General features: G+C 44.3%; 23 protein-coding genes and 1 pseudogene. 3 read left to right on the top strand and 21 right to left on the bottom strand.

Annotation, left to right across the window (positions count from 1 at the left end; all coding sequences use genetic code 11):
• Window positions 1-8: 8 nt before the first annotated feature.
• The 9 genes from AC58PV_RS08760 to AC58PV_RS08720 form a co-directional block, all read right to left on the bottom strand.
• Window positions 9-2,060: a hypothetical protein gene (locus AC58PV_RS08760; RefSeq protein WP_497431885.1), complete on the bottom strand. Its 2,052-nt coding sequence runs from the start codon at window positions 2,058-2,060 to the stop codon at window positions 9-11.
• On the bottom strand, window positions 2,023-2,268 hold the full coding sequence (locus tag AC58PV_RS08755) for a hypothetical protein (RefSeq protein ID WP_497431884.1): 246 nt from the start codon (window positions 2,266-2,268) through the stop codon (window positions 2,023-2,025). The genes AC58PV_RS08760 and AC58PV_RS08755 overlap by 38 nt, the downstream gene beginning before the upstream one ends.
• Window positions 2,269-2,282: 14 nt before the next feature.
• The gene (locus tag AC58PV_RS08750) at window positions 2,283-3,218 is read right to left on the bottom strand and encodes a TadE/TadG family type IV pilus assembly protein (RefSeq protein WP_497431883.1); all 936 of its coding nucleotides are present in this window, start codon (window positions 3,216-3,218) and stop codon (window positions 2,283-2,285) included.
• Between the two features lie 58 nt (window positions 3,219-3,276).
• On the bottom strand, window positions 3,277-3,504 hold the full coding sequence (locus tag AC58PV_RS08745) for a Flp1 family type IVb pilin (protein WP_497431882.1): 228 nt from the start codon (window positions 3,502-3,504) through the stop codon (window positions 3,277-3,279).
• Window positions 3,505-3,519: 15 nt separating this feature from the next.
• Window positions 3,520-4,389, bottom strand: coding sequence for a type II secretion system F family protein (locus tag AC58PV_RS08740; RefSeq protein WP_497431881.1), 870 nt, complete (start codon window positions 4,387-4,389; stop codon window positions 3,520-3,522).
• A gap of 1 nt (window position 4,390) precedes the next feature.
• The gene (locus AC58PV_RS08735) at window positions 4,391-5,074 is read right to left on the bottom strand and encodes a type II secretion system F family protein (RefSeq protein ID WP_497431880.1); all 684 of its coding nucleotides are present in this window, start codon (window positions 5,072-5,074) and stop codon (window positions 4,391-4,393) included.
• 191 nt (window positions 5,075-5,265) lie between these two features.
• Window positions 5,266-6,525: a TadA family conjugal transfer-associated ATPase gene (locus tag AC58PV_RS08730; RefSeq protein WP_497431879.1), complete on the bottom strand. Its 1,260-nt coding sequence runs from the start codon at window positions 6,523-6,525 to the stop codon at window positions 5,266-5,268.
• The gene (locus AC58PV_RS08725) at window positions 6,506-7,642 is read right to left on the bottom strand and encodes a nucleotide-binding protein (protein ID WP_497431878.1); all 1,137 of its coding nucleotides are present in this window, start codon (window positions 7,640-7,642) and stop codon (window positions 6,506-6,508) included. The genes AC58PV_RS08730 and AC58PV_RS08725 overlap by 20 nt, the downstream gene beginning before the upstream one ends.
• Before the next feature lie 248 nt (window positions 7,643-7,890).
• Window positions 7,891-8,403 (bottom strand): acyl-CoA thioesterase, encoded by a 513-nt coding sequence (locus AC58PV_RS08720; protein ID WP_497431877.1) that lies wholly within the window; start codon window positions 8,401-8,403, stop codon window positions 7,891-7,893.
• Window positions 8,404-8,534: 131 nt separating this feature from the next.
• Between AC58PV_RS08720 and AC58PV_RS08715 the strand changes: the two genes are divergently transcribed.
• Complete coding sequence (locus AC58PV_RS08715; RefSeq protein ID WP_497431876.1) at window positions 8,535-9,017, top strand: TspO/MBR family protein; 483 nt, start codon at window positions 8,535-8,537, stop codon at window positions 9,015-9,017.
• Here AC58PV_RS08715 and AC58PV_RS08710 read toward each other — a convergent pair.
• From AC58PV_RS08710 to AC58PV_RS08670, 9 genes are all read right to left on the bottom strand, one after another.
• Window positions 9,001-10,644, bottom strand: a complete 1,644-nt coding sequence (locus tag AC58PV_RS08710; RefSeq protein ID WP_497431875.1) for a serine/threonine protein kinase — start codon at window positions 10,642-10,644, stop codon at window positions 9,001-9,003. The two genes, AC58PV_RS08715 and AC58PV_RS08710, sit on opposite strands and share 17 nt — an antisense overlap.
• A gap of 91 nt (window positions 10,645-10,735) precedes the next feature.
• Entirely contained in the window at window positions 10,736-11,773 is a 1,038-nt protein-coding gene (locus tag AC58PV_RS08705) for an SAM-dependent methyltransferase (protein WP_497431874.1), read from the bottom strand.
• 54 nt (window positions 11,774-11,827) lie between these two features.
• Entirely contained in the window at window positions 11,828-12,601 is a 774-nt protein-coding gene (locus tag AC58PV_RS08700) for an ABC transporter ATP-binding protein (RefSeq protein WP_497431873.1), read from the bottom strand.
• A 20-nt stretch (window positions 12,602-12,621) separates the two neighbouring features.
• A complete protein-coding gene (locus AC58PV_RS08695; protein WP_497431872.1) occupies window positions 12,622-12,975 on the bottom strand; it encodes a cyclic-phosphate processing receiver domain-containing protein in 354 nt (117 codons plus the stop codon).
• Window positions 12,976-12,979: 4 nt separating this feature from the next.
• Entirely contained in the window at window positions 12,980-13,813 is an 834-nt protein-coding gene (locus AC58PV_RS08690) for a deoxyribonuclease IV (protein WP_497431871.1), read from the bottom strand.
• 16 nt (window positions 13,814-13,829) lie between these two features.
• Window positions 13,830-14,633, bottom strand: a complete 804-nt coding sequence (locus tag AC58PV_RS08685; protein ID WP_497431870.1) for an Fpg/Nei family DNA glycosylase — start codon at window positions 14,631-14,633, stop codon at window positions 13,830-13,832.
• Window positions 14,634-14,733: 100 nt separating this feature from the next.
• Entirely contained in the window at window positions 14,734-16,122 is a 1,389-nt protein-coding gene (locus AC58PV_RS08680; protein WP_497431869.1) for a ribonuclease H-like domain-containing protein, read from the bottom strand.
• Entirely contained in the window at window positions 16,119-18,407 is a 2,289-nt protein-coding gene (locus tag AC58PV_RS08675; RefSeq protein WP_497431868.1) for a DEAD/DEAH box helicase, read from the bottom strand. Before AC58PV_RS08675 ends, AC58PV_RS08680 begins: the two co-directional genes overlap by 4 nt.
• Before the next feature lie 59 nt (window positions 18,408-18,466).
• Window positions 18,467-18,718, bottom strand: a complete 252-nt coding sequence (locus AC58PV_RS08670) for a hypothetical protein (RefSeq protein WP_497431867.1) — start codon at window positions 18,716-18,718, stop codon at window positions 18,467-18,469.
• Window positions 18,719-18,839: 121 nt separating this feature from the next.
• On the opposite strand from AC58PV_RS08670, the gene AC58PV_RS08665 reads away from it, so the two are divergent.
• Both AC58PV_RS08665 and AC58PV_RS08660 read left to right on the top strand, forming a co-directional pair.
• Complete coding sequence (locus tag AC58PV_RS08665; protein ID WP_497431866.1) at window positions 18,840-19,445, top strand: nitroreductase family protein; 606 nt, start codon at window positions 18,840-18,842, stop codon at window positions 19,443-19,445.
• Between the two features lie 94 nt (window positions 19,446-19,539).
• Window positions 19,540-21,099: a hypothetical protein gene (locus tag AC58PV_RS08660; protein ID WP_497431865.1), complete on the top strand. Its 1,560-nt coding sequence runs from the start codon at window positions 19,540-19,542 to the stop codon at window positions 21,097-21,099.
• Between the two features lie 55 nt (window positions 21,100-21,154).
• Here AC58PV_RS08660 and AC58PV_RS08655 read toward each other — a convergent pair whose 3' ends face one another.
• From AC58PV_RS08655 to AC58PV_RS08645, 3 genes and pseudogenes are all read right to left on the bottom strand, one after another.
• Window positions 21,155-21,637 carry a hypothetical protein gene (locus AC58PV_RS08655; RefSeq protein ID WP_497432170.1) on the bottom strand — a complete coding sequence of 161 codons (483 nt, stop codon included), beginning with the start codon at window positions 21,635-21,637 and terminating at the stop codon, window positions 21,155-21,157.
• A gap of 6 nt (window positions 21,638-21,643) precedes the next feature.
• Window positions 21,644-21,733, bottom strand: a pseudogene (locus AC58PV_RS08650) (pilus assembly FimT family protein); the annotation flags it as partial.
• Window positions 21,715-22,155, bottom strand: a complete 441-nt coding sequence (locus AC58PV_RS08645; RefSeq protein ID WP_497431864.1) for a type IV pilus modification PilV family protein — start codon at window positions 22,153-22,155, stop codon at window positions 21,715-21,717. The gene AC58PV_RS08645 and the pseudogene AC58PV_RS08650, both read right to left, overlap by 19 nt.
• Between the last annotated feature and the right edge of the window lie 14 nt (window positions 22,156-22,169).

The following is a 22,169-nucleotide window of genomic DNA, read 5'->3' as shown; positions in this document are numbered from 1 at the left end:
CTCCTTCCTCAATACGAAACAATCGCCGCTCGATTCATTTGGCAATGTGTTCCAACAACTTTACAACCTAGAAGCCCCGTTCCATCCAACAACTTCATGACTTGAGGAATAAACCAAAGCCTTATCTCACTTGTTGCATTCGCCTGGATATAGGAGGTTGCTTGATTGAGATCAATACCTGTTTCTAATTCAAGAAGAGCCTGCATGCGGGACATCAGCTTGGTATTGTTGCTATGCAGCATTAGAAATAAACGGAGATAATCTTTATAGGTCAACTTGAGCGCTGCTATAGAGAGCTTAGATGATAACTCAACAGCATCCCCTTTCACCAAAGCATTCATATCGACGAGTGCTTCTGCTGCACCTTGAGCTGCTGCAGCCAAAAATACGAGTAGAGGAGAACCTATTTGAAGAATTTCCTTTTTGGGATCTAATAGCGCTTCAACTGTGCGAATCGCTAACCGTAATGAAAACATTTCTGCATAAGCTGAGGCCATATTAGCTGCGCAAGAGGAGAAACCGTACAGAAGATACTCTACCTCTTGATTTACTAAAGAGTGGGTCCCAGGATCGACTAACTCATTCGATAATTTTGGGTTACCGTTGAGGTCTTTCTCTAAACCATACGTACGATAATTAAACTTTGTTATGGCATATTCATTTACGTACAGTTCATCTCGGAGAACTTCCGCCGCGTTGTTTAATACGCCTAGCATATCCATTGCCCGCAAACTAGCAGGCTCTGCTTTATCAATGTCATAGGCCACATCGTTCCCGATCATTGTATCTTGTGCATTCACTTGTCGATACCTCTGATAATAACCGGATTCACCTTGGAGTTTACTATAAGCCACTGAATCACCAGATTGCGTACTCGATAAGGTACAACCACCTATTGCTTGTTTTGCTTGATCCATAATGGCTTGAATTTTGTTCTTTTGTGTCTTTTTATTCGTCGTTGTTGCTTCATTTGTAGACATTCTGGATTTCTCAAGCGGACTTTGTGTGGCATAGAAATCATTTGACACTGCCAAGTAGTTGTCGTTGGCTTGGTTAACCTTGCTGGTATGTACAGACGTATATAACGTAACGCTCTCTACGGCAGATCGGAATGATGAAAACAACGCGGCGATACTCGCGATAGACGTTTGGTATTGGTAAAAATAATCATCCCCCATCATTGAAACGTGTTGAAACACATCGTATGCAGCTGAAACTCCTTGCGTAGACGTACCTGTAGCTCCTGTCAGCTTCATGCGTATCTCGTCATTTTTTTGCTTAGCTTGCCGCAAGGTTGGCTCAATCTCTTGCTGCAATTGGAGAACCGTTTTTTCATTCGCTGCCACCTCAAGTTTCGTAGAGATGACTAGCGCTGTATAAGTCAATATTTTCTGAACTAAAGCTTCAAGCTCATTTAACTTTTGTGACAACAATCTTGACTGTTCCTCAAGCCTACTTTTGGCTTCAGCCAGGGATCGGATACTTGCTACAGCCTCAGGTCCTGCTTGTGCAAGTGAGGCAATGGAAAGATCCATACTTCTTATGCTCGCCGAAATTGAACGCAAATTCTCTTGAGCTTGACTGATTTCACTACGCACTTCATCAACCGTATGAATGCCGATTTCAGCAGCTAATTTGTCTAATTCGGCAACTCTAGTTCTATAATATCCATGAAATGCTGTAGTTCTGACATGAAGTTCTTCCGCACTCTGCCATGCCTCATCTAGCAAGCTTTCCCGTTGTTCAATCAACTTTTCGAGCGCATCGGCCTCTTTAACAAATTGGGAACCCATCTGAAAAGGTTCTCGCACACCACTCTTTTGAAATTTATCAACAATCTCGAGTGTGTATTCAATTGGTGCTTTGAGTTTCATATCCTCTAAAAGTTGCCCTTCAAAAATAACATGATTAGCTAGCGTATAAACGGGTGTAACGCGCAACGCTCCATCCACTGCTTTGGTATCAATAAAATGAAAAGCATTCGCCGAGACGCCACTCGATAAATTCCTAGCAAAAACATCATTAAGTAATTTTTCCGAAGCCTCCTGAGAGAGTGCCATACCATATAGACCTCTCTTCTGCAGCTCGGAATTGAAAGAGGACATCACAGATCGCGCAGAGTGCCTGTATGGCAGATTCCGTTTCTTTCTCCGCTGCTTTAATTCTGGCAAAATCAATAAGTACTGCTTGAAATAAAAAAATCGGCACAATGATCAGGATCAAATAGACGGATACTGTGCCGTTTTCTGTTCGTAAGAATCTTTTCAATGGCTCCCCTCTTTCTAATTATGAATAACAACGACAATCCCTTTACGTTCGAGTTCTTTGCGAAAAGCAACTGTAGGCATCCCTTTGCCACTCGCATCCTTCTTAAAGAAATGCCACACAATGCCTTTCACCGTTGGATCATGCTGGAGAAGTTCAACATCCTTCGGCAACTGTTCCGTGCGAAGCTGAGCTTCCGTTAAACTATAAAAAGCTTGATGACCTATGCCTCTTGCGTCTAGTGCATCAATTTTTCTACTTTTACCAGATGCAGTCGTCCGAACAACCTCCGTTCCTCCCACAAGTGATCTCAAGTAGGTAGATGCCTGACGCTCAGATTGAATCGTGACACTAGGACCAGACAAATCCGTTTTGACTGGATCCACGAGTGCCGCTTTCGCTTTCCCCGGAGATATCCTCCCAACTAAAGTAGGCAAATATGTGCGTGTTAAATCCGTTGTTCTGATCAGCTCTATCGAATCAACTACATGAACGACAGCTGAGCTTTCTGTTTGCTTTGCAGGCATCCAGCGACTTAGAAATGTTGGCATGACAAACGACTTATTCACAGTCACCTCAATACGATGATCTAATAAATAATTCTTATATGAGGCAGTTCCAGTAACGCCTTCGGGAAATAATACCGAAGCTTTGGCCAGTTTTCTCTGGACTAAGCCATTAACTTGAGAATTAGGGAGTGTGATGCTATCCCCTGAACTTCCAAGTAACAAGCCAAATAAGTCACTTACATTGTCTTGTGTCAGTCGCCAATACAAACCATCCGTTTCTTGCGGATTATAACTACCTGTATTTAAGTCTTTATGACTATTCGTCCAAGTAAAAGCTAACTTTTCTGCAGCTGAACGTGCTAATTGCCCTACATAAACATGCTGATAAGCAAACATGCCTACAAATAATATTGTCACTGTGCAGATGAATATCACCGGAAACACAAGCGATGCTTCTAATGTAAAAGTGCCCAGCTCATTGAAAATGAACCTACGAAGTCGACTATGGCGCACAACTTGTTGTCGGGCTCGGCGCACAGGGTGCAACCGCACTATTATCTTTCAAGTCGGAATTCGCATCACCAATTAGCTTCTGAAACCACGAGACTATCCACTTTCTAAATATAATTGCTATCGCAACCAACACTGCAACAATCAATAAAATTTCTAAGGTACCCAATCCGTCTTCCTCTTTCCACACACGCTTAAACATATCCAAACTACTTTTCATGTCAACATCCCTCTCCTATTCGTTCATCATGAGTAACGCAGGTGCGGCGACGATCACCATCACTACAACAAAAATTAATACCATTGGGAATACAAGCTTTGAAGAGGCTTCCTCCCCTAGCGTTCGCGATACACTCTTCCTCCGTTGCCACAGCTCTAGCGATAGTGAATGCAGTGAAACGACAAAGTCATTTCCGCCCCTTCTATAATTCAAGCCAAGCGTTGACGCAAATAAGGACACTTCATGTAACGCACAGCGCTTACTGAAATCCTCTAATACTTTCGTAAAGGAGATATTCATCTCCAGTTCATTAACAGCAATAAGAAGCTCTTTGAACAACGGGGAATCCGACATATTTGGCTTTGCTTGAACACAGCGGATCCAAGCTCGATTAACAGTCTCTCCCGCATTAACTAACAGCACGATTGTGCTCAGGAATTCAGGCAGTTCAAGGATCATCCTTTGCTGCTTCTTACGTATTTGATTATCCAAATCACGAACCATCACCGCAGGTACCCCTATCGCTGTAACCGCGCCTAATGCAAGTAACGAACTGTCTTCACCTGCTAGAATAGCAAGAACTGTAGCGATGAATAGGCATATCATTCCGACGGATATAAGTTCAGCAATAAACCATTTGCTACCATGCGAAGACACACTTCGCCCGTACAAGGACATGCATTTATGATGGATTTTTGAAGTGAAATCAGGGAACTTCTCTAACAATTGGAACTTATCTATCACATAGCAGCTTGCAGGTAAGAGCATTTTCATCCGAAATGGATACGTTTGTAAGCGAACCAATTCCCCGTATTTCCTTCGTCCGATCATTAGTATGGTTAAACCAAACACAATTTGCGCCAAGCCAAAAAGCCATATCCACATCCTACACCTTAATATTCATTATTTTTTGTGTGAGTACATAACAAGCGCTAAGTAATGACAAACAGACGGTCATAATGAGTATCCCCCTCCCTCGATAAAGGGGAACCATATAATCAGGCGAGGAAAAGGCCAATACAGCAACAATCAGGATTGGGGCAACAACTAGAACTCTCGATTCAAAACGCTTTTGTGCCACCATGACTGAAATTTCCTGGGTGATTTCTAACTTCTCTGCAATGACCGTTGCTGTACGCTTCATCACCTCAACTAGATTGCCTCCCGTGCGCTTACAGGTAAGGAATACATCAGAAAAGCTTTGAATGTCTTCCAAATGACTTCGATCAGCAAAATGTTTAAGGGCTGCTTCAATCGGTTCGCCATTTTCAACCTTTCGGCAAATCAAACCAAACTCCACGACGATCAAACAAGCAGGGTCAGGGTACAACAGTTTCAAATCTTCCCATGCTTCTCGAAATGCTGATTCAATGGATTTTCCCACCGTCATAGAAGAAGAAAGGCAGCTAAGCGCCTGCTTAAATTGCACATAAAGCATATTTTTACGTTTTTGGATTAATTGCTGCCGACGAAAGCGAGGAAATAGAAAACCTGTAGATGCTAAGACAGCAGCGAGGATAACATTTTGATAGAAGATATAACCTATTAAGAAAGCTGGCAGAGCAAGCATGAGTATAGCCGCTACTCTCTCTTTGGAGGATAATTGATACTGGTTATAATCGATGAATGTAACTGGAAGGATGAGAGATGACTTGTGTGATGGGGAGTTCTCGCTTTGCTTACGGGGGAGTTTCCATCTTTCCAGGTGAAGCAGCAGGAGCCAACTTACGCCACCTATGATGACGAGCAGCAACCACACACTCAACTAGCATCACCTGCCTCATGACGGACAAACCAGCTAGGAAGCTGCTTACCTGCTAATTGAAGTTTGTGCACATTAGCAATGCAGTGGCCCGTATAACGTAGCGTTCCAAGCAGTTTGCCTTCGGGCGACTCGCCACTCTCCTCGAAAAGAAACAGGGGTTGCAGTTGAACTTCACCATCTTTCATACCAACAACTTGGTGGATCTCTGTCACTTTGCGTGATCGATCCCGCATCCGTGACACATGTACAATGACATCAAGTGCTGAGGCGATCTGCTTGCGGATAACTTCAATCGGGAGCGGAGCCGCACTGAGTACCATCGTTTCCAATCTGCTGAGCATATCCTGCGACGTATTGGCATGGCCAGTGCTTAAGCTGCCATCATGCCCCGTATTCATTGCTGACAACATATCTAACGCTTCAGCTCCACGCACTTCTCCAACAATAATGCGATTAGGACGCATCCGTAGGGAGGAACGTATCAATTCTCTCATTGTGATCTCGCCTTTGCCTTCCGTATTGGCATTTCTCGTCTCCATGCGGACTAAATTAGGTACTGTTTGGATCTGTAGCTCCGCTGAATCTTCAATCGTAATGACACGTTCATGCTGTGGAATCCACGCACTCAAAGCATTGAGAAATGTTGTTTTACCTGACCCCGTTCCTCCACCTATGAATAGATTGAAACCTGCTTCAACCATAATCCGAAGCATTTCCGCCGCTTCAATAGAAATGCTATTCATATGAATCAAATCAGTCATTTGTAAGGGTTTAGCAGGAAATTTACGAATGGTTAACGTTGGACCACTGAGGGAGGCAGGGGGAAGCACGATATTTACACGGGAACCGTCTTTCAACCTTGCATCGACAATCGGTGTGGCCTGATTGACAATTCGATTCACTTTGGAGACAATCATTTGGATTAAATCTTCCAACTTCTCGGCACTTTCAATTTCATAAGGATATCGCTCAACGGCACCCATCCGTTCAAAGAAAATACACGTATGTCCATTCACCATAATTTCTGTGACTGTTGGATCGTCGATCAGTGGTTGGAGAACATCTAAGCCACGGAAGCTATCGAAAATACGCTTAACGCCAGTATGAATTTCATTTGAGGTCCAACTTTGCGCACTCGCCGTGCGAAAGATGGTTTCTTCAATATGTCCCAGCAACTGTGCATCACTAAGCTCATGTGTGAGATCGAGATTTTCCTTGATCTCTTTCTTTAATTCGTTAAACAGCTCTAGATTCAAGATACAAGTGAGCTCCTTCCTTGGAAATCCCACCATTCTCATTACACACAGCTTGCAGCATGAGATAAACTTGTTCTGAAAATATTTCGGATTGCCAGACTTGTTCTGCCGAACTCATCACTTTCCATTCTGGAATATAAGGAAGCTTGAACGTCATTTCTTTGCCAAGAAAATCAAAGGAATTGATAGGAGTCTCCTGCCCTCTATAGCTTGTCATGACAAAATGAATGTCAGAGAGTGCACTCATTTGTTTCAAAAGCGATTTGGTTCTAAAAGCGTCATTCCAATCATCTTGGATCAGCCAAATAATCGCATCGCTCTGTTCCAAACTCTTAATGATTCGTGGATGAATAGACGTTTCAAGATCAACGATAAGTGTATCGTAGTGTGACAAATCTACTATCGATGTTAGGAGTTTTTTCACTTGCTCACCACTCATTTCTTGCATCTCTCGCATTTGCTCAAGTGGTGTTAAATAGTCGAACCTTCGAGTAGCATCATGCGATTTGAGAAGCGCTAACTTAGGCCCAATCAACACCGAGGACTCCTTCAAATAGTAAAGGAGCTGAGATAATCGTCCCGATTCCCCCTGCAGCCACTGTGAAGCCGGGCTAGTGGATTCCAAACTCAGATACAGTACACGTTCGCCCCGAAAAGCCAACTGTTTCGCCATATGAATAGCTGTGATTGATTTGCCAGCATTACCACTACTGCTATATACGGAGATCACACGTGTGCAATTGGGTCGTGTCCGGCCAGAGCCGGATGGAGATTTCTCTGAATATAAAGCCTCAATAAGTGAGATCAACTCGTGCAACGGCTGATAACGGAATAAAAAAGGATGGACAGTTTCTGGTGAATCGGAATTTCGAATATGTTGACTCAAAAATATTTTGCTTAACGAAGTACGATACTGCTGCAATAACGGGTAGAAAGCTTCCGAAATCAGCAGCACTCCCTTGAGATTCGGGTCCTTTAGAGCTTGTAGGAGAAATTCCATTTGTGAGAAAAGTTTTACTTGCACGCGTTCAGCGAATTCTGTCCCCCGAATGAATAAGGCTAATCGTTCAGCATAAACCATGTCATCATCCAAGACATACAATTGAAGTTTGTTCATCTACGCATCTCCTATCCAGCGAAATTCGTATACACACCTTTGCCAATAAGCACACAACCCAGAACAGCGAGCACGATTGCTATGCGCGTTATTGTTCCAGCCCTCATACTGTACCTCCTATCCTCCTCGGAAAAACAAAAAAAGCACGCGCTGACGATAGAGATAAAACTCTACGATCAGCGGTGCTTCCGCTTGTCCGATTTTCAATTATCCAAATTGTACCACATTTCCCCAATAAATCAATCCCTTTATTCCCAAGGATATTTCATCGTAAAAAAACTAGCGAGCTTCTTACTTTCCATACGGCGTATGCGTCTCATCTCTGCTCGTTGTGGTGCGGATTCGTGCAATTTCTTCTCTTCTTCCGTTTCAGGAATGACATCCGGTACTTCCACTGGCACTTTATTTTCATCTAAAGCAACAAAAGTTAGAAAGGACGTCGCTGCAATTTTTCTAGAACCAGATTTCAAATCCTCCGTTACAACCTTAACGAAAACTTCCATCGAGCTTTTACCTGTCCACGTCACGAAAGATTCTAAACAGACAGAATCCGAAGTATGAATCGGCGACAAAAAGTCAACAGAATCCGTTGAAGCCGTAACAACTGATCTTCGACAATGCTTATGTGCCGCTATTGAAGCAATATCATCAATATAGGACATCAGTTTTCCACCAAAAAGCGTATTATGATTGTTTACATCTGTTGGAAATATGCGAGATGTTTTGAAACATCTCGATTCTCTGGAAAATCGCTGCTCCATAGTTGTTCCCCCTGATTATCTCATGCAAAATATGACTCATCATATCATACTTTTGGCTTGATTTGGTTATAACTTATCCCAAGCGTGTAATATAGTAATACAAGCTCATCATCTATTGGAGGTGTTTGCCTATGTTTACGTTTATCACCGTGTTCTTGATTACCTATGCGCTCTTTTCGATTTCAGGCGTATTGTTCCCAACAGATCTGGCGTATTATGCCACTCTAAAGAAACCAAGTTGGAATCCACCAGCTAAGCTATTCGGAATTGCCTGGGCGATCTTATATGCGTTAATCTCAGCATCTGTCGCCATTGTCTACACGAAAACCGATGGATTTCAAGAAGCAAGCTACAGCTATGTGTTGATATTATTGTTAAATTATTTGGCAAACCAAGCATTCACTTTTTTTGAATTCAAATTAAAAAACCTGCGTCTTGCTTTCCTTGATTCTGCTATCGTGGCTATAACCACCTTTATGTTACTATACGCAACAATTCCTTATTCCAAACTTGCTGCTTGGCTATTAGTTCCATATTTACTATGGTCATGTTTCGCCACTCTGCTAGCATGGACGATTTATCAGTTAAATAAAAATACTAACCTCGCTTATTAAAACGGGCAAATAGCGACTTTCTGGGTTGTAGAGGGAATGGATTGAGGCTTTCTTCTGGGAGAATCTTGCTAAGGAATGGTTTCAATGCTTCATAAAAAACATCCAAATACTGTGGCTGATCTTGTATGCAATCCCCTTTCCACACAGCTTGCACGACCTCAGATCTTGCTATAAGCGGCATGGAACACAAAGGCTTTGCTGGGAGCGAGTCAAGCCACTCTCCGTGAAGGTGCGGGGGTAACAAGCCATTTGCGATGTAATGCACTTTTTTCCCTCTCTGCTGATAGGAGGCGAACTGCTCTATTCGCTGACGCGAGCGAGGACGATCACATTTGCCAGGCGAACTATCTACAATGACGATAATTTCATCCGCACTATAACATAGCTCCTCTACTGTAGGATGCTCCCACTGAGTCGATACGTCCCATAGGATGATCGGCTTTTTGAGCATGTGCAGAAGCTTGAAGGCATGAGAAGCCTGCCATGAACCTTGAAAACCATCAGGATTAATAGGTGCCCACGTGGTGAAACCGTTGAGCCATGGTGAAGTGTAAGTTGAAGACGGGTCACTAATGTGATCGGAAGGAAACATATACGGGCTTGGTGCATGGCGATCACCATACAATAACATATATAAATCAGGTTCTATTGTCGGCTGTTCAACTAGCGCATTTGGAATTTGGAGCGCATGCAATATTCTGGCTAGTGTAATAGCAGTGAAAGTTGCGCCTACGCCTGCGAATAACCCGCCAATGACAATTAATTTATCACTTATATTTGACTGTTGTACGGTGGATTGGATTTGTGAATTGGTAACAAGCTGTTCAGCATCTGGGGTTAAGGAACGAAGTCTTAGTTTCACTTCCATGGCGGTTTGACAGCGGTTCTGAGGTTGATCTTGCAGGAGAAAATGAATCGTTGTACGCAAGGTTTCTGGGATCTCATTCTGCCTCAGTTCTAGAGGCTTGGCCTTGCTATAGATATAGTGACCACCAGACAATAAATAATATAACATTGCGCCTAGGGTATACAGGTCCGTTCGAGCATCCGTTTGCTGTCCTAGATATTGTTCTGGTGCAGCGAATCCGATTGTCCCCATCTGCATCGTATCGGATGATTGTCCTTGTTTAAACTGCCTAGCAACTCCGAAATCTATTAATCGAACTTGATGATGTTGGTTTATCATGACGTTGGAAGGTTTAAGATCACGGTAAATGATGGGGCGGGGCTGGAACGTATGTAGGTAGTGGAAAATATCAAGCAACTGAAAGGCAATTTGAACGATTAGTGTAACAGGTAGTTCACGATGATTCTTTTCAAATAAATCCTGAAGTGTCGGACCTTCGATATAGTCCATGACCAGATAGCCATTTCCACCTTCGGTAATAAAATAATCTACTAACTGTGGGAGTTGCGCATGCCCGAGTTTGGCCAGCATTTCCGCTTCTTCTAAGAACGCAGTCTCATCAGAATCTACCCCCATAATCTCTTTCACTGCCCAGCGTTTACCCTTTAACTTCGTATCCCTAGCGAGATATACCTGGCTCATGCCGCCTTGTCCGAGCATGGATACGAGTTCGTATCTCCCGCCTACAATTGAGCCTTGCCACTGTGGTTTGGACTTCACAATGAATAAAAACCCCCTCTCTTATATCCAAGCAGTAATGCTTTTGATTATAAGGGAGGGCGTTTGGAAAATCTAGCTATTTTTCCGTTTTTTATATTTTTTGTAAATAAAGTGTCAATTCTTCACGATTATGAAATAACTGTTTCGCCTTCAACAGAAAGAGTGAGTCTTCAAAAATACGAAGAATTTCACGAACCGTTTGGAACGGTTTCTTATGCATAAGTTTTACGGTCACAATCGCGGTTCCGCCACTTTGCAGAGAGAAAAGCAAATCCGACACAAGGCGCCCCATCTGCCGCGGATCCCAGCTCATGTCACAGACTAATAAATCAAACTCATTTTCACGCAGTTTCACATCGTTCGCATTTTTCTTCAGAAATGTTAACAATGGATTGCCAAGTAGACGGGGGTTCATTGCCGCTGGGTCAATGGCTGTCACTTTCAGCCCACGCTCTAGTAATAATGACGTCCAGCCACCAGGAGCAGCTCCAATATCAACCGCTTTACGAGCGACACTGAAATCTATTCCGAACCGTTGCTCAGCTTCCAAAAGTTTAAATTTGGCACGTGAAATTTGATCTTCTTCCTTCATGAAACGAATCGCTCCACCTGACCAATCTGACAAGTTGTCAGTTGGCTTCGAAATCCCAATGTAGAGTTTCTTGGCGCTTATGTAAACCGAAATAATGTGGTCTGCATAACGGACCACTGGTTCGCCTCCACATTCCGAAGTTAGAATTTCGTCAATGGCTGCTTTAATTGCAAAAGGAGCGTAAGGCACATCTGCCCGCTCTTCCTTTCGAATTTGCGTAGCAATCTTCTCGCCGTAACCAAATAAACCAGCAGCATACGCTTCGCGAAGCCAAGATGTCAAATGCGCAATATCAGCATCTGTGCGACTAAGCTCCCATTCCTGATGAACGGGTTGAAGATGCCGTAGAAAAATAGGTTCGTTCTCACTTATGGTAGAAGTGGCATCTGTCGTATCTTCAGGTACCTGAAAATAAAACACTTCTGTTGGTACCAGTAACGTAAATTTCGTAAGAGGAAATAACTTTCGCAGTTCGTCTTGCGCATATTGTGCGAACCCATGATTCGAGGTTCCAATATAGGTCGTTAATTGTGTCATAGCCGCATCCTTTGAGTATTCTACAGTCCCTTTTCACTATCTAACTAAACAAATTTATTTGTCCTCAATTACCTTGATCCAAGGGCGATCTTGGAACCACTCCAACGTGACATGTATACCGAAGGCCTTAAATATATTCTCAGGCGTTAGTACATCTTCCTTACGTCCAGAAGCAATTAATTCACCTTGCTCGATGATCGCAACATGCGTGAATAATGGCATGATTTCTTCGATGTGATGAGTGACATAAACGACCGTTACATCTTGTTGACTAAGCTCATTGACGTCAGATAAGAACCGCTCACGCTCAAACAAGTCTAAACCCGCCGCAGGCTCATCCATAACAAGGATCGATGGCTTACTCATCAAGGATCTTGCAAGCATAACTTTCTTTCGTTCTCCTTGTGAAAGGCTGCCTAAAGGTTGGTCTGCCAGATGTGGAATACGTACTCGAGTAAGCATCTCCATCGCCCGGTCTTTCACTTCTTGAGGAATTTCTTGATAGAATCGCAAATAAGCATACTCACCTGTTGCAACAACCTCGAGCACTGGATCAATTCCATTTAATTTTTCGAAGAGAGATTGAGAAATATAACCAATCTTCTTACGAACCTCCCGTACATCACACTGACCGTACCGGTTCCCGAGCACATCGACAGTGCCACGACTTGGAAATTCATAGCCATTCATCATTTCAAGTAGCGTTGTTTTGCCAGAGCCATTTCGGCCTAGCAATACCCAGTGTTCACCGGATTCGATATGTACATTCACATTGTTTAAAATATGGCGTTCTCCACGTATAAAATGAATACCGGATAAATAAATCATAAGTTCGTTTTCCTTTCACATTACAGTTTACTTGGATAGGTTCCTTGTGCAACCCCCATCAACACTTCATCTGGCATTCGATGCGCATATAGCTCCATGTCATCTGGCTTAGCAGCAAAAAGCATCTGATACATCTGTGTGCATGCGATAGAGCTAGATGTATGAATATATATGGCTCTTGGAAACTTGCGCTGCTGGGTCAGCCAAATGACAACATCCATGCCCGTTTGCTTCGACATCCAACCCAAATCATGATCTAGAGACAAGATGTCTACTTCATATTCCTGAAGCAATGCGATACATTCTTGCGCATCTTTGGCTCCAACAAATCCTCGGGGACAAGGACGCGAATCATCTAAGTATACATGAATCATCCTCTCATTTCCTTTCCAACAAAGAATTGACGAATGCAATCTCTTCCCGATGCGTGCCGTCACGCCCCACACCTGTCTCAAGAACAATTGGAATGTCTCTTGAATAAGGGGATTGTAAGAGGCTTTGAAAATTCGAAATTCCAATATGACCCGATCCAATGTTGGCGTGGCGATCACGGCGTGATCCCCAAGGATATACCGAATCATTCAAATGAATGGCTTTCAGATGCGGTAGATAATCAAGCTGTTCACCCTTCATCTCCAACTCCGCCCAATCTGATCCTTGCCAAAGACGACTAGCAAACGCATGACAAGTATCTAAGCAAAAGCCAATTTTGTCAGGTGAATTGCATAGCTTACGAACTTGCACCATTTCCTCAAAGGTCAGACCCAGTTGGGAACCTTCACCGGCTTGATTTTCAAGCAGTATGCAAGAAGCTCCCGTGTAACTCTCCGTAACACTATTCAAACATTGTATTATATTTTTGTAGCCTTGTAACGGGTCTTTTCCTGTATATTTACCAAAATGCACCACAAGTCCAACAGATCCACAAGCATTTGTGATGTCTAGGCCATTTCTGAGTAAATTAACCATGACCTCCCGTTCACGCTCGTCTGCTGCGGGATTTAATGCATAAGGAGCATGGCCGATGGAAAGAAGACCATGTTCCATACTCAGTTGGGCACATGCGTTCGCATCTTTGTGATCAATAACTTTCGTTGCCAAACTTCGAGGATTCATAGGGAAATATTGAAATGCCTTTGCACCAATGGAAATGGCAGTTTTGGCGGCATTCAAATAACCACCTCGCGTTCGTACGTGGGCACCGATAAACATTGTTCAATCCGACCTTTCACTTCTGACAATAGACACAATAAAAACATTTCCGGCTTGAGACTTCGGTTTGAATGATCGCTCTCCCGCATCGCAGACAAGATTCATCCTTGCGATCATAGACACGACATTTCGGATTATATTGTCCTGTTAAACGATCGCCCACGAATAATGGTTCTTCCATATAGCCACCTACGGCAATCGCCTCACGAAGTAAAGACTGCATAGCTTGGTAGAGTTGATGTTGTTCATTCTCAGTAAGAGAGGGTATCTTCCGTAAAGGAAGCAGGCCCGCTTCAAAGCAAATTTCGTCCGAGTAACAATTCCCTATACCAGAAAGAAAGGTTTGATCCACCAAAGTTACTTTAAGATTACCCCGTCTTGGCCGCAGAACGTTTTGAAATTGAGTGAAGTTTAGTTCAAGCGGTTCCGGACCAAGCTTTTGTAATAGTTTATAGGCTACTTCTGGCGAATGAATATGCAAATACCCTAACCGCAATCCAATAAAGCACAGACTCTTAGCTCCAAATTGAATCTCCACTTGAAAGGTACGATCCGGCTGCTCTACTTGCGTACCAAAGAACATCCAACCGCCAAGCATGAGATGCAACAGTAAGATTTCGCCTGTAGCTAAATGAAATAGAAGATGTTTGGCTCTGCGCTCAATCCGCACAATCCGATTGCCGATAACTTTCCTCGCAAACTCTCCTGGATCCACATTCAAGGATTTGGGGCGCGTCACCTCGCCCCCTGTTATTGGTGCACCTATAATAAATCGCGTCAATTGCTGACGATACGTTTCCATTTCCGGAAGCTCAGGCACAAACTATCGCTCCTTGCCATTTTCTTACCTTGTATAACCAATTGACCGATTACATAAACACAGCCGACTGGTTGATGGTTCAGAGGCGATGAGCATTCTTTTATATTAAACCTTCGCTAACGTAAGTAGGCTTTGGTGACTTTTTACTTCGTTTCATTATTCTCCTAGCATCCGAATTGGATGAACACGAATCTACTTGCGAATGTGTATGCTCCTCTTTCTTTCGCACTTTCTGCTGTAAACGAGCAAGTCGCTTTTCCCATGCTGCTTCAATCTCATTAACTTTCCGATCGCCACGATGAAGTGCACGTCGCCGCCAAAGCCTCGCCCATGCTTCCTCGGCATAAAATACTGCTTGCCCCAAGTTCTTCTCACGATGTTCATAATACATGGCAAGTTCTAAATACGGCTCAAGCTGCATCGAAATACTAGCAGGCTTAAGTAAAATAGCTTGCTTCCATAGCTCTAGAGCGCGGTTATACTGCCCCATTTTCTTATAATAGCCTGCTAGTTGAAGCAAGGCAGTTTCATGTTCTCCCGAGTGGATAGAACCCACGTAATTCAGCAGTTTCTCGTATAAAACATCGAAATATTGTTCTGCCTTGGCAGGCCTCGCCATTTTATCGAGCCAAAGTCCTGTCCGAAAGAGTTCCTCAGGTTCAAGATTCGAAATAAGATCGGGCTCATAGTCATCTAAGCGCAACAACTTGCCAAAATGGATCGTCAATGCGGCCAGTGTTACGATATCGTGCTCATTATGAACAAATACGCCATGAAGGACAGCAGGGTCCTTCTCAGCCAAATATTGAAAGTACAGTGCTGGTGCCATTGAGCCTGGCACATCGTCTATGCGTTCAAAGCCAAGTCTGCTCTCCTCGACCTTGCTGAGCCGACAGGAGGGCAACGTATTGCGCCACAGACTGCGTGACGCATAGAGTAGATCGAGCTGAAGCAACTCTGAATCATCTAAGTTAAGACGATTAAGGACGAAACGATTCTTCAGAATCGGCCAGTCGAACGTGCGGCCGTTATAGGATACGATGTGTGTGAATCGTCCTAACAGTTCATTTAAATATACCAGCATCGCATGTTCCTCTGCTGGGTTGCGAATCATGAGCTGTTCAACTGTGAACAGCTCGCCCGTGTAGTAGCCGATGCCGACCATGAACGGCACATTACCAGCGCCGACGCCGAGTCCGGTAGTCTCGGTATCGAAGAAGAGCAGCTCTTCGAGCCGGACGACGGCGTCTGCGTCGTGAAAGCAGGACAGCTGCGGCGCAACATCGGCGAGCTCACGCAGCCGATACATGCCGTGAGCGCTGTCCGCGCCGTACTGGCGGCGCCGCATGACGAACGAGCCCGCGGGGCTCGTCGCAATATGGGCGCCTAGCTGCGCCCACTCGCCACCCGCCTCCGGCGGGGGCGGCGGTGTTACCCCAGCCGCTGCGGGTCCCCGCAGGCGGCCGAGCCTTTCGCGGAGCCCGCTCATCGGGCACCGCCATCGAGCTCTGCGAGCAGCTCCAGCGCGAGCTTTTTGCCCAGCAGGCCGACCTCTTCGATCGGCCCGACACAGGCTGGGCAGCCGCTGATGCAACCGCAGCTCTTGATCAGGCTGCGCGCCTGATCCATCAGCTGTCCGTGGACCTCGTACAGCCGATCACTAAGACCTACGCCGCCTGGATAGCGGTCGTAGAAGAACACTGTCGGCAGCTTGCTATGCACTGCCTTCACTTGCGGAACGACCCGAATATCCATCGGGTCGCACATCAAATACAGCGGTGCGAGATGCGCCAGGACATTGGCAATGCCAAGCAGCGCATGCTGCATGTCATTAGCCGTTCGTCCAGCCGCCATCGCCTCGTCGAACGTGAACCAATAGGAGCTCGTATGCAGCTCCTCTTCGGGCAATCGAATCGGCCCCGAGCCGATATTCTCGTGTGTACGCAAACGAATTTTCTTGAAAATCGTTGGCTGCGCGTTCACGGTCACTTCGCCTAATTGACGAAGTAGACCGCCAACACGTCCCTCCCGATTCACGTGAAGCACCTTGAGCTGCACAGCCATACTGGCATCCGTGAAATAGTCGACACTTACTTGCCTAACGAACGCTTTCTTCTCTTCATAATCCAACTTTTCAACTTGGAATTGTATGCCTTCATGTATATAAATAGCCTCTTCATGAATCAAAGTAGGCGCGCTGAAACGATCGCACTCCCCAATTACACGGTGGCCATTGGTCATATCGATAATCACAAAATTTTCTTGCGCCGCAGACCGCAATGAAATGTTATGAGCAGGAAATGACTGCTCCATCCAATACCAACGATCATTGACTTGGTGCAGCACCTGCTCCTCCGTCAAGTACTCAAGCACATCGGTAAGCGACTCCTCACCGAACTTCTCATTCGCTTCAAATGGCAGCTCATAGGCAGCGCACTTCACATGATCCACGAGGATGATCAGGTTATCAGGATGAATGCGCGCCTGCTCAGGCGGGCGCTCGAAGAAATAACGCGGATTCTGGATCAAATACTGATCCAGCGGGTTGCTGCTCGCGACGAGAATCGTCAGCGAGGTTTCCTGCCGTCGTCCGGCACGCCCGGACTGCTGCCAAGTACTGGCTATCGTGCCTGGATAGCCGTTCAGCACGCACGCTTGCAGCTGGCCAATGTCGATGCCCAGCTCTAGCGCGTTCGTGCTTACAACGCCGCGGATTTCCCCGCTGCGTAAGCCTCTTTCGATCTCCCTGCGCAGCTTCGGGAGATAGCCGCCGCGATAGCCGCGAATCGACTTGCTGCCGAGCTCGTGACTCACGAGCTCTTGCAAATAGGTCAGCAAGATCTCCACGCGCACGCGGCTCCGTGCAAATACAATCGTCTGAATCCCGCTCTTCAGCAGCTTGCCTGCAAGCGTGCGTGTCTCCAAGACGGAGCTTCTACGGATTCCTAACTGTTGATTCACAACAGGCGGATTATAGAATACAAAGTGCTTCTCGCCTGCCGGCGCACCATTATTATCAATCAACGCAACGGTTTCACCGATTAGTCGTTCAGCGTGCTCCTTCGGATTATCAATCGTAGCCGAAGCACAAATAAATTGCGGGTTGGAACCGTAGAAGCGACAAATCCGTTTCAACCTGCGAATCACATTCGCAACATGACTACCGAATACACCCCGATAGGAATGCACTTCATCAATCACGATATAGTTCAAATTCTCGAACAACTTCACCCATTTGGTGTGATGAGGCAGAATTGCAGAATGCAGCATATCAGGGTTGGTGACGACGATATGTCCCGCGTTTCGTATCGCTTGGCGAACTGTCGGTGGCGTGTCACCATCGTACGTATGCGTTTTGATATCCACATCCATGAATTCTATCATTTCCTGTAGTTCTGCAACCTGATCTTGCGCTAGCGCTTTCGTTGGAAATAAATAGAGTGCTCGCGAAGCATCATTCTCCAAAATCTTCTGAAGAACTGGCAAATTGTAGCACAATGTCTTTCCTGACGCAGTTGGAGTTACAGTAACAACGTGATGGCCCGCTGTAACTTGCCGAAACGATTCTGCCTGGTGTGTATATAATTGACCGATGTTTTTATGTCGAAGCGCAACACAAATACCCTCATGCAATCCTTCTGGAAAATCAGCCAGCTTCGGATCTCGTGGGGGTATCGTATGCCAATATGTGACATGCTCCATGATTTCGGGCGATTTGCGCAGCCCGTCAATCATCTCTATCATTGAAGAAACCTTACCTGTGAAAGGATTCATAAACCGAATCTCCTTACCCATATCGTTTCTTCCATTTTACAGAATATACGTTCGTATGTCTACATTAAATCAGCTGAATCGTCATAATCATATCGAATGCCATCCAGGTGATCGCTCGTGATCTGAGAAGAAACCGATAGCGCTTGGTTGGCACTCTCTTGCATTTTGAACAATACTTCTTGATAGTCTCTAGAACGGTGCTCTTCTCGATCATGTTTCATGGCAGTTCTTAAAGCTCTTTCAATAATAATGACATCATGACTCGTGAAATTCACAGCTTCTCGCACCTCTTTTTCGTCCATCATGTTCATATCAACTAGCTTTTCCAAATTGACCCAACGGCATACAAGCCAGCGAAAATATAAGAAATTCGTAAATCGAGCAATTTTAAGGTAAAATTAGGATGATATACAACCTAAGGAGGTATAACTAATGTCCACTTCATTATCCAATGAAATTGAAGCTCACCGCCAGCCAGATCATGAAATTAACCCGCAGTTTCTTGAGCGTTGGTCACCTCGTTCCTTCTCCAATCAAGAAGTATCGGAAGAAGTTCTGTTAAGCTTGTTTGAAGCCGCACGCTGGGCACCATCTGGAAGCAATAATCAGCCTTGGCGTTTCATCGTGGCCCGTACACCTGAACAATTGGCTAAATTCCATACATTCATTAACCCTTTCAATCTTGTATGGTGTGAGAAGGCTCCTGTCCTTGCACTAGTTATCTCCCATACCAAAACCCCTAAAGGCACGGATAACCCTAGTCACGCTTTCGATGCAGGTACAGCATGGGGCTACCTAGCACTTGAAGCGAATAATCAAGGACTTATCACACACGCAATGGGCGGTTTCGAGGCTGATCAAGCACGTGAAGCTCTTCAAATCCCGACGGATTATCAACTTCACGCTGTTATTGCTATCGGTTATCGCGGTCCCGCAGATGCTCTTCCTGAAAAATTGCAAGAACGTGAAGTACCTTCTGGAAGACTACCGATTAACGAAACCATATTCGCAGGCGAATTTGGTAAAAATTTGTCATAACGATCAAGGTTGGCATAGTACTTTGGTACTATACCAGCCTTTTTTTATTCGATATAATAGGAGATATGTTAGCCAAGCGAAAGGAGAATCCAACATGAAACTTCTCATTCCACTTCGAAGTGAAAGAGGAAATGTACTTACTTATGTGCTACTTATTCTCCTTGTCCTGATGATCGTAACTCCGGTTATCCTTGCCAATTCTTCAACGAATCAACTTGCCAACAGCCAAACCGAATATGAGAAGAAGGCGACTGATTTAGCTGTTAGCGGCATGGAAGCCTTTATTACATACCTAAAGAATTATGATAATTATGGAAACGGAATAGAACGTAGAATCTATTTCAATATGTACGGCGGCGGTTCTGGGGTGCAAGGGTTGGGATGGGGATGGCTCCCTCAAACTATTACAACTCCTGAAGGCCTTGCAACGACATACGAACAATATGTAGAAGTAGCCGCTTCCAACACCAGAATCACTGGACCCATTCTCGACGAGGGTGTCTATAATGTTTACTTCAAAGCTACCGTCAATAACGCACACAGCAAATTAATCAAATTTCAAATATCTGCCTTTAACGCGAGCGCAATAACAACGCCTACTCCTGCGCCTACGGCAACACCAACCCCAATCCCTACTCCAGTTACTTCGACTCACATTACTGAGGGCGAAACTGTTCCTATCCCAGCTGGGGTAGGCGTATTGTACGGGGACAGTTCCAATATTAACGCCGGCAAAAACACAACTTTATTAACTGCAATTACCAATTACAAGAACAGTATTAAATCTACTGTAACTTCTACCATTGACGATTATTTAAATACAACAAAAACGCCTGGTTTAATTACTTGCAGTAACTCGTGTAGCATCAGTCAAGTTAAATCGAACATTAATGCAAGTTCAGCCAATCCTGTTGTCATTTACGTGCCTGGTACATTAAGTATCTCTAGTAATGAAACACTTGGTTCAAGTACAAAGTCTGTCATTCTGATTGCGGATAATTATTCTTTTAATAATGCAAATGTAGTCGTATATGGAAATCTTATTGCCAACCAAACCACAGCCAATCCAACAACTACTGGAAACATCACAGGGAGTAACCAACTTGATATAACCATTAATAACGGTAATAGCGGCACACACGGGAACTTTTGGTTCGAAGGTAACTTTGTTACGGGTACGCAAACTACAATTAAGGTTGCAAATAACTTCTACGGTGGAGGCCTAACACTTAGCAATGGAGGTACCGTCTCGGCCAACAAAATGACAATCGATACAACATTCAAAATTGAAACCCAAACTACCTTGAATATCACTAATGGAAATTTGTCTGCGGGTAATATTGCCGTTAAGAATAATGCAACGTTAACAGTTGCTTCAGGTGACATTTTTGTCTCAGGAGATTTTACCTCCATGACTCAAATTAACCTTACTACAGGGGGGCTTATAGCTGTCGCAGGGAAAATTGACTTCAGAAACAATAGCACAATTAGAACCGGTACATCCAATCCGCCTGTAACTTCCTTACAATTAAGCGGTACCACACCTGCTACACCTGTACCAACGTCTACTTCAGCTGCTACACCGACACCAACGCCAGTGTCGACAACACAAACCCCGACTGCTCCACCTGATTGGAATCCAATCAGAAAATAAAAATAAGCCCGAATGCTTAGAATGAGAATCTATAGCATTTCGGGCTTTTTTCCAATTAATATTGAAGCAATTTAAAGCCAGTTTCCCTCTGAACGGTGTAATTCTCTTGGCCGCCAAATAATTTTGAACGTTGGAATGTAAAGGTTACAACCATCCTGAAGGCTGTTCCACCATTCAAATCTCCAGATAATGGTACATTACTTGAAGTTCGTAAAAACTGCACTCCTGTTACATGCGATGAAAGTTCTCTTGGAAGTGTATATATACCTGGCATCGCTAAAGTTACATTATCTTGAATAGTAGCAGAATTAAAACTATACATCTTTAACGTTTTATCAGCAGCATCAAAGTACAATGATCTTACTTGTCTAGTCCCTGATACAAATGTCACATAGCGCAAGTCATTCGTCGCCACATATGCTTGATTGGAATCACTGATCTCTTTCGCTATTGTATCCATCGTTATACGGATCTCTGCATCAACCTTGTACTTCTCTCCACTTGTTTTGAATTGAAGACTTGTCGAGGAAAGCAGCATGAGAACTACTCCTAACAATACAGCGCTAATGGTCAGTGTCGCTAATACTTCAATTAAGGTAAGACCCCGTTCATTCTTCAGTTGGTCGCCCCCCAATAAACAGTTACCGTCAAGACTCGTGGAACCAGCATTGCAGGCGTTGTACTTATATCACGGAACAAGACGATGGCTTGAAGTGAAACCAATTTGCGGTTCGTAAGTACCGCTGGTGAGAACGGAGCGTTTTGTAATCCGGATTGTTGAACATATAGACCGTAGGTAGAAGTTGGATCTACTGCAGAATTAGAATAATCAATCCAATTTTGTAAAATAGGTACGGAAACCGTGTAAGCGCCCCGATATTCATTTAACTTTTGCTCAGCTAGATGTAAGGCATTGACGCGTAAATCATCATTTTTAGTTGACATCATAGAAAAGGACGAAATATTAAGAAACATTAAGACGACAAGACTTAAAATCACTGTCGCTGCCAGCACTTCAAGTAAGGTAAGTCCTCTTTCATTTCTTAGCATTTTCATCCCTTCTCTCTTCA

The sequence above is a fragment of the Paenibacillus sp. J22FR83 genome, assembly GCF_059691955.1.
The sequence above is the reverse complement of the archived record's forward strand: the minus strand, read 5'-3'. Positions and strand labels throughout refer to the sequence as shown.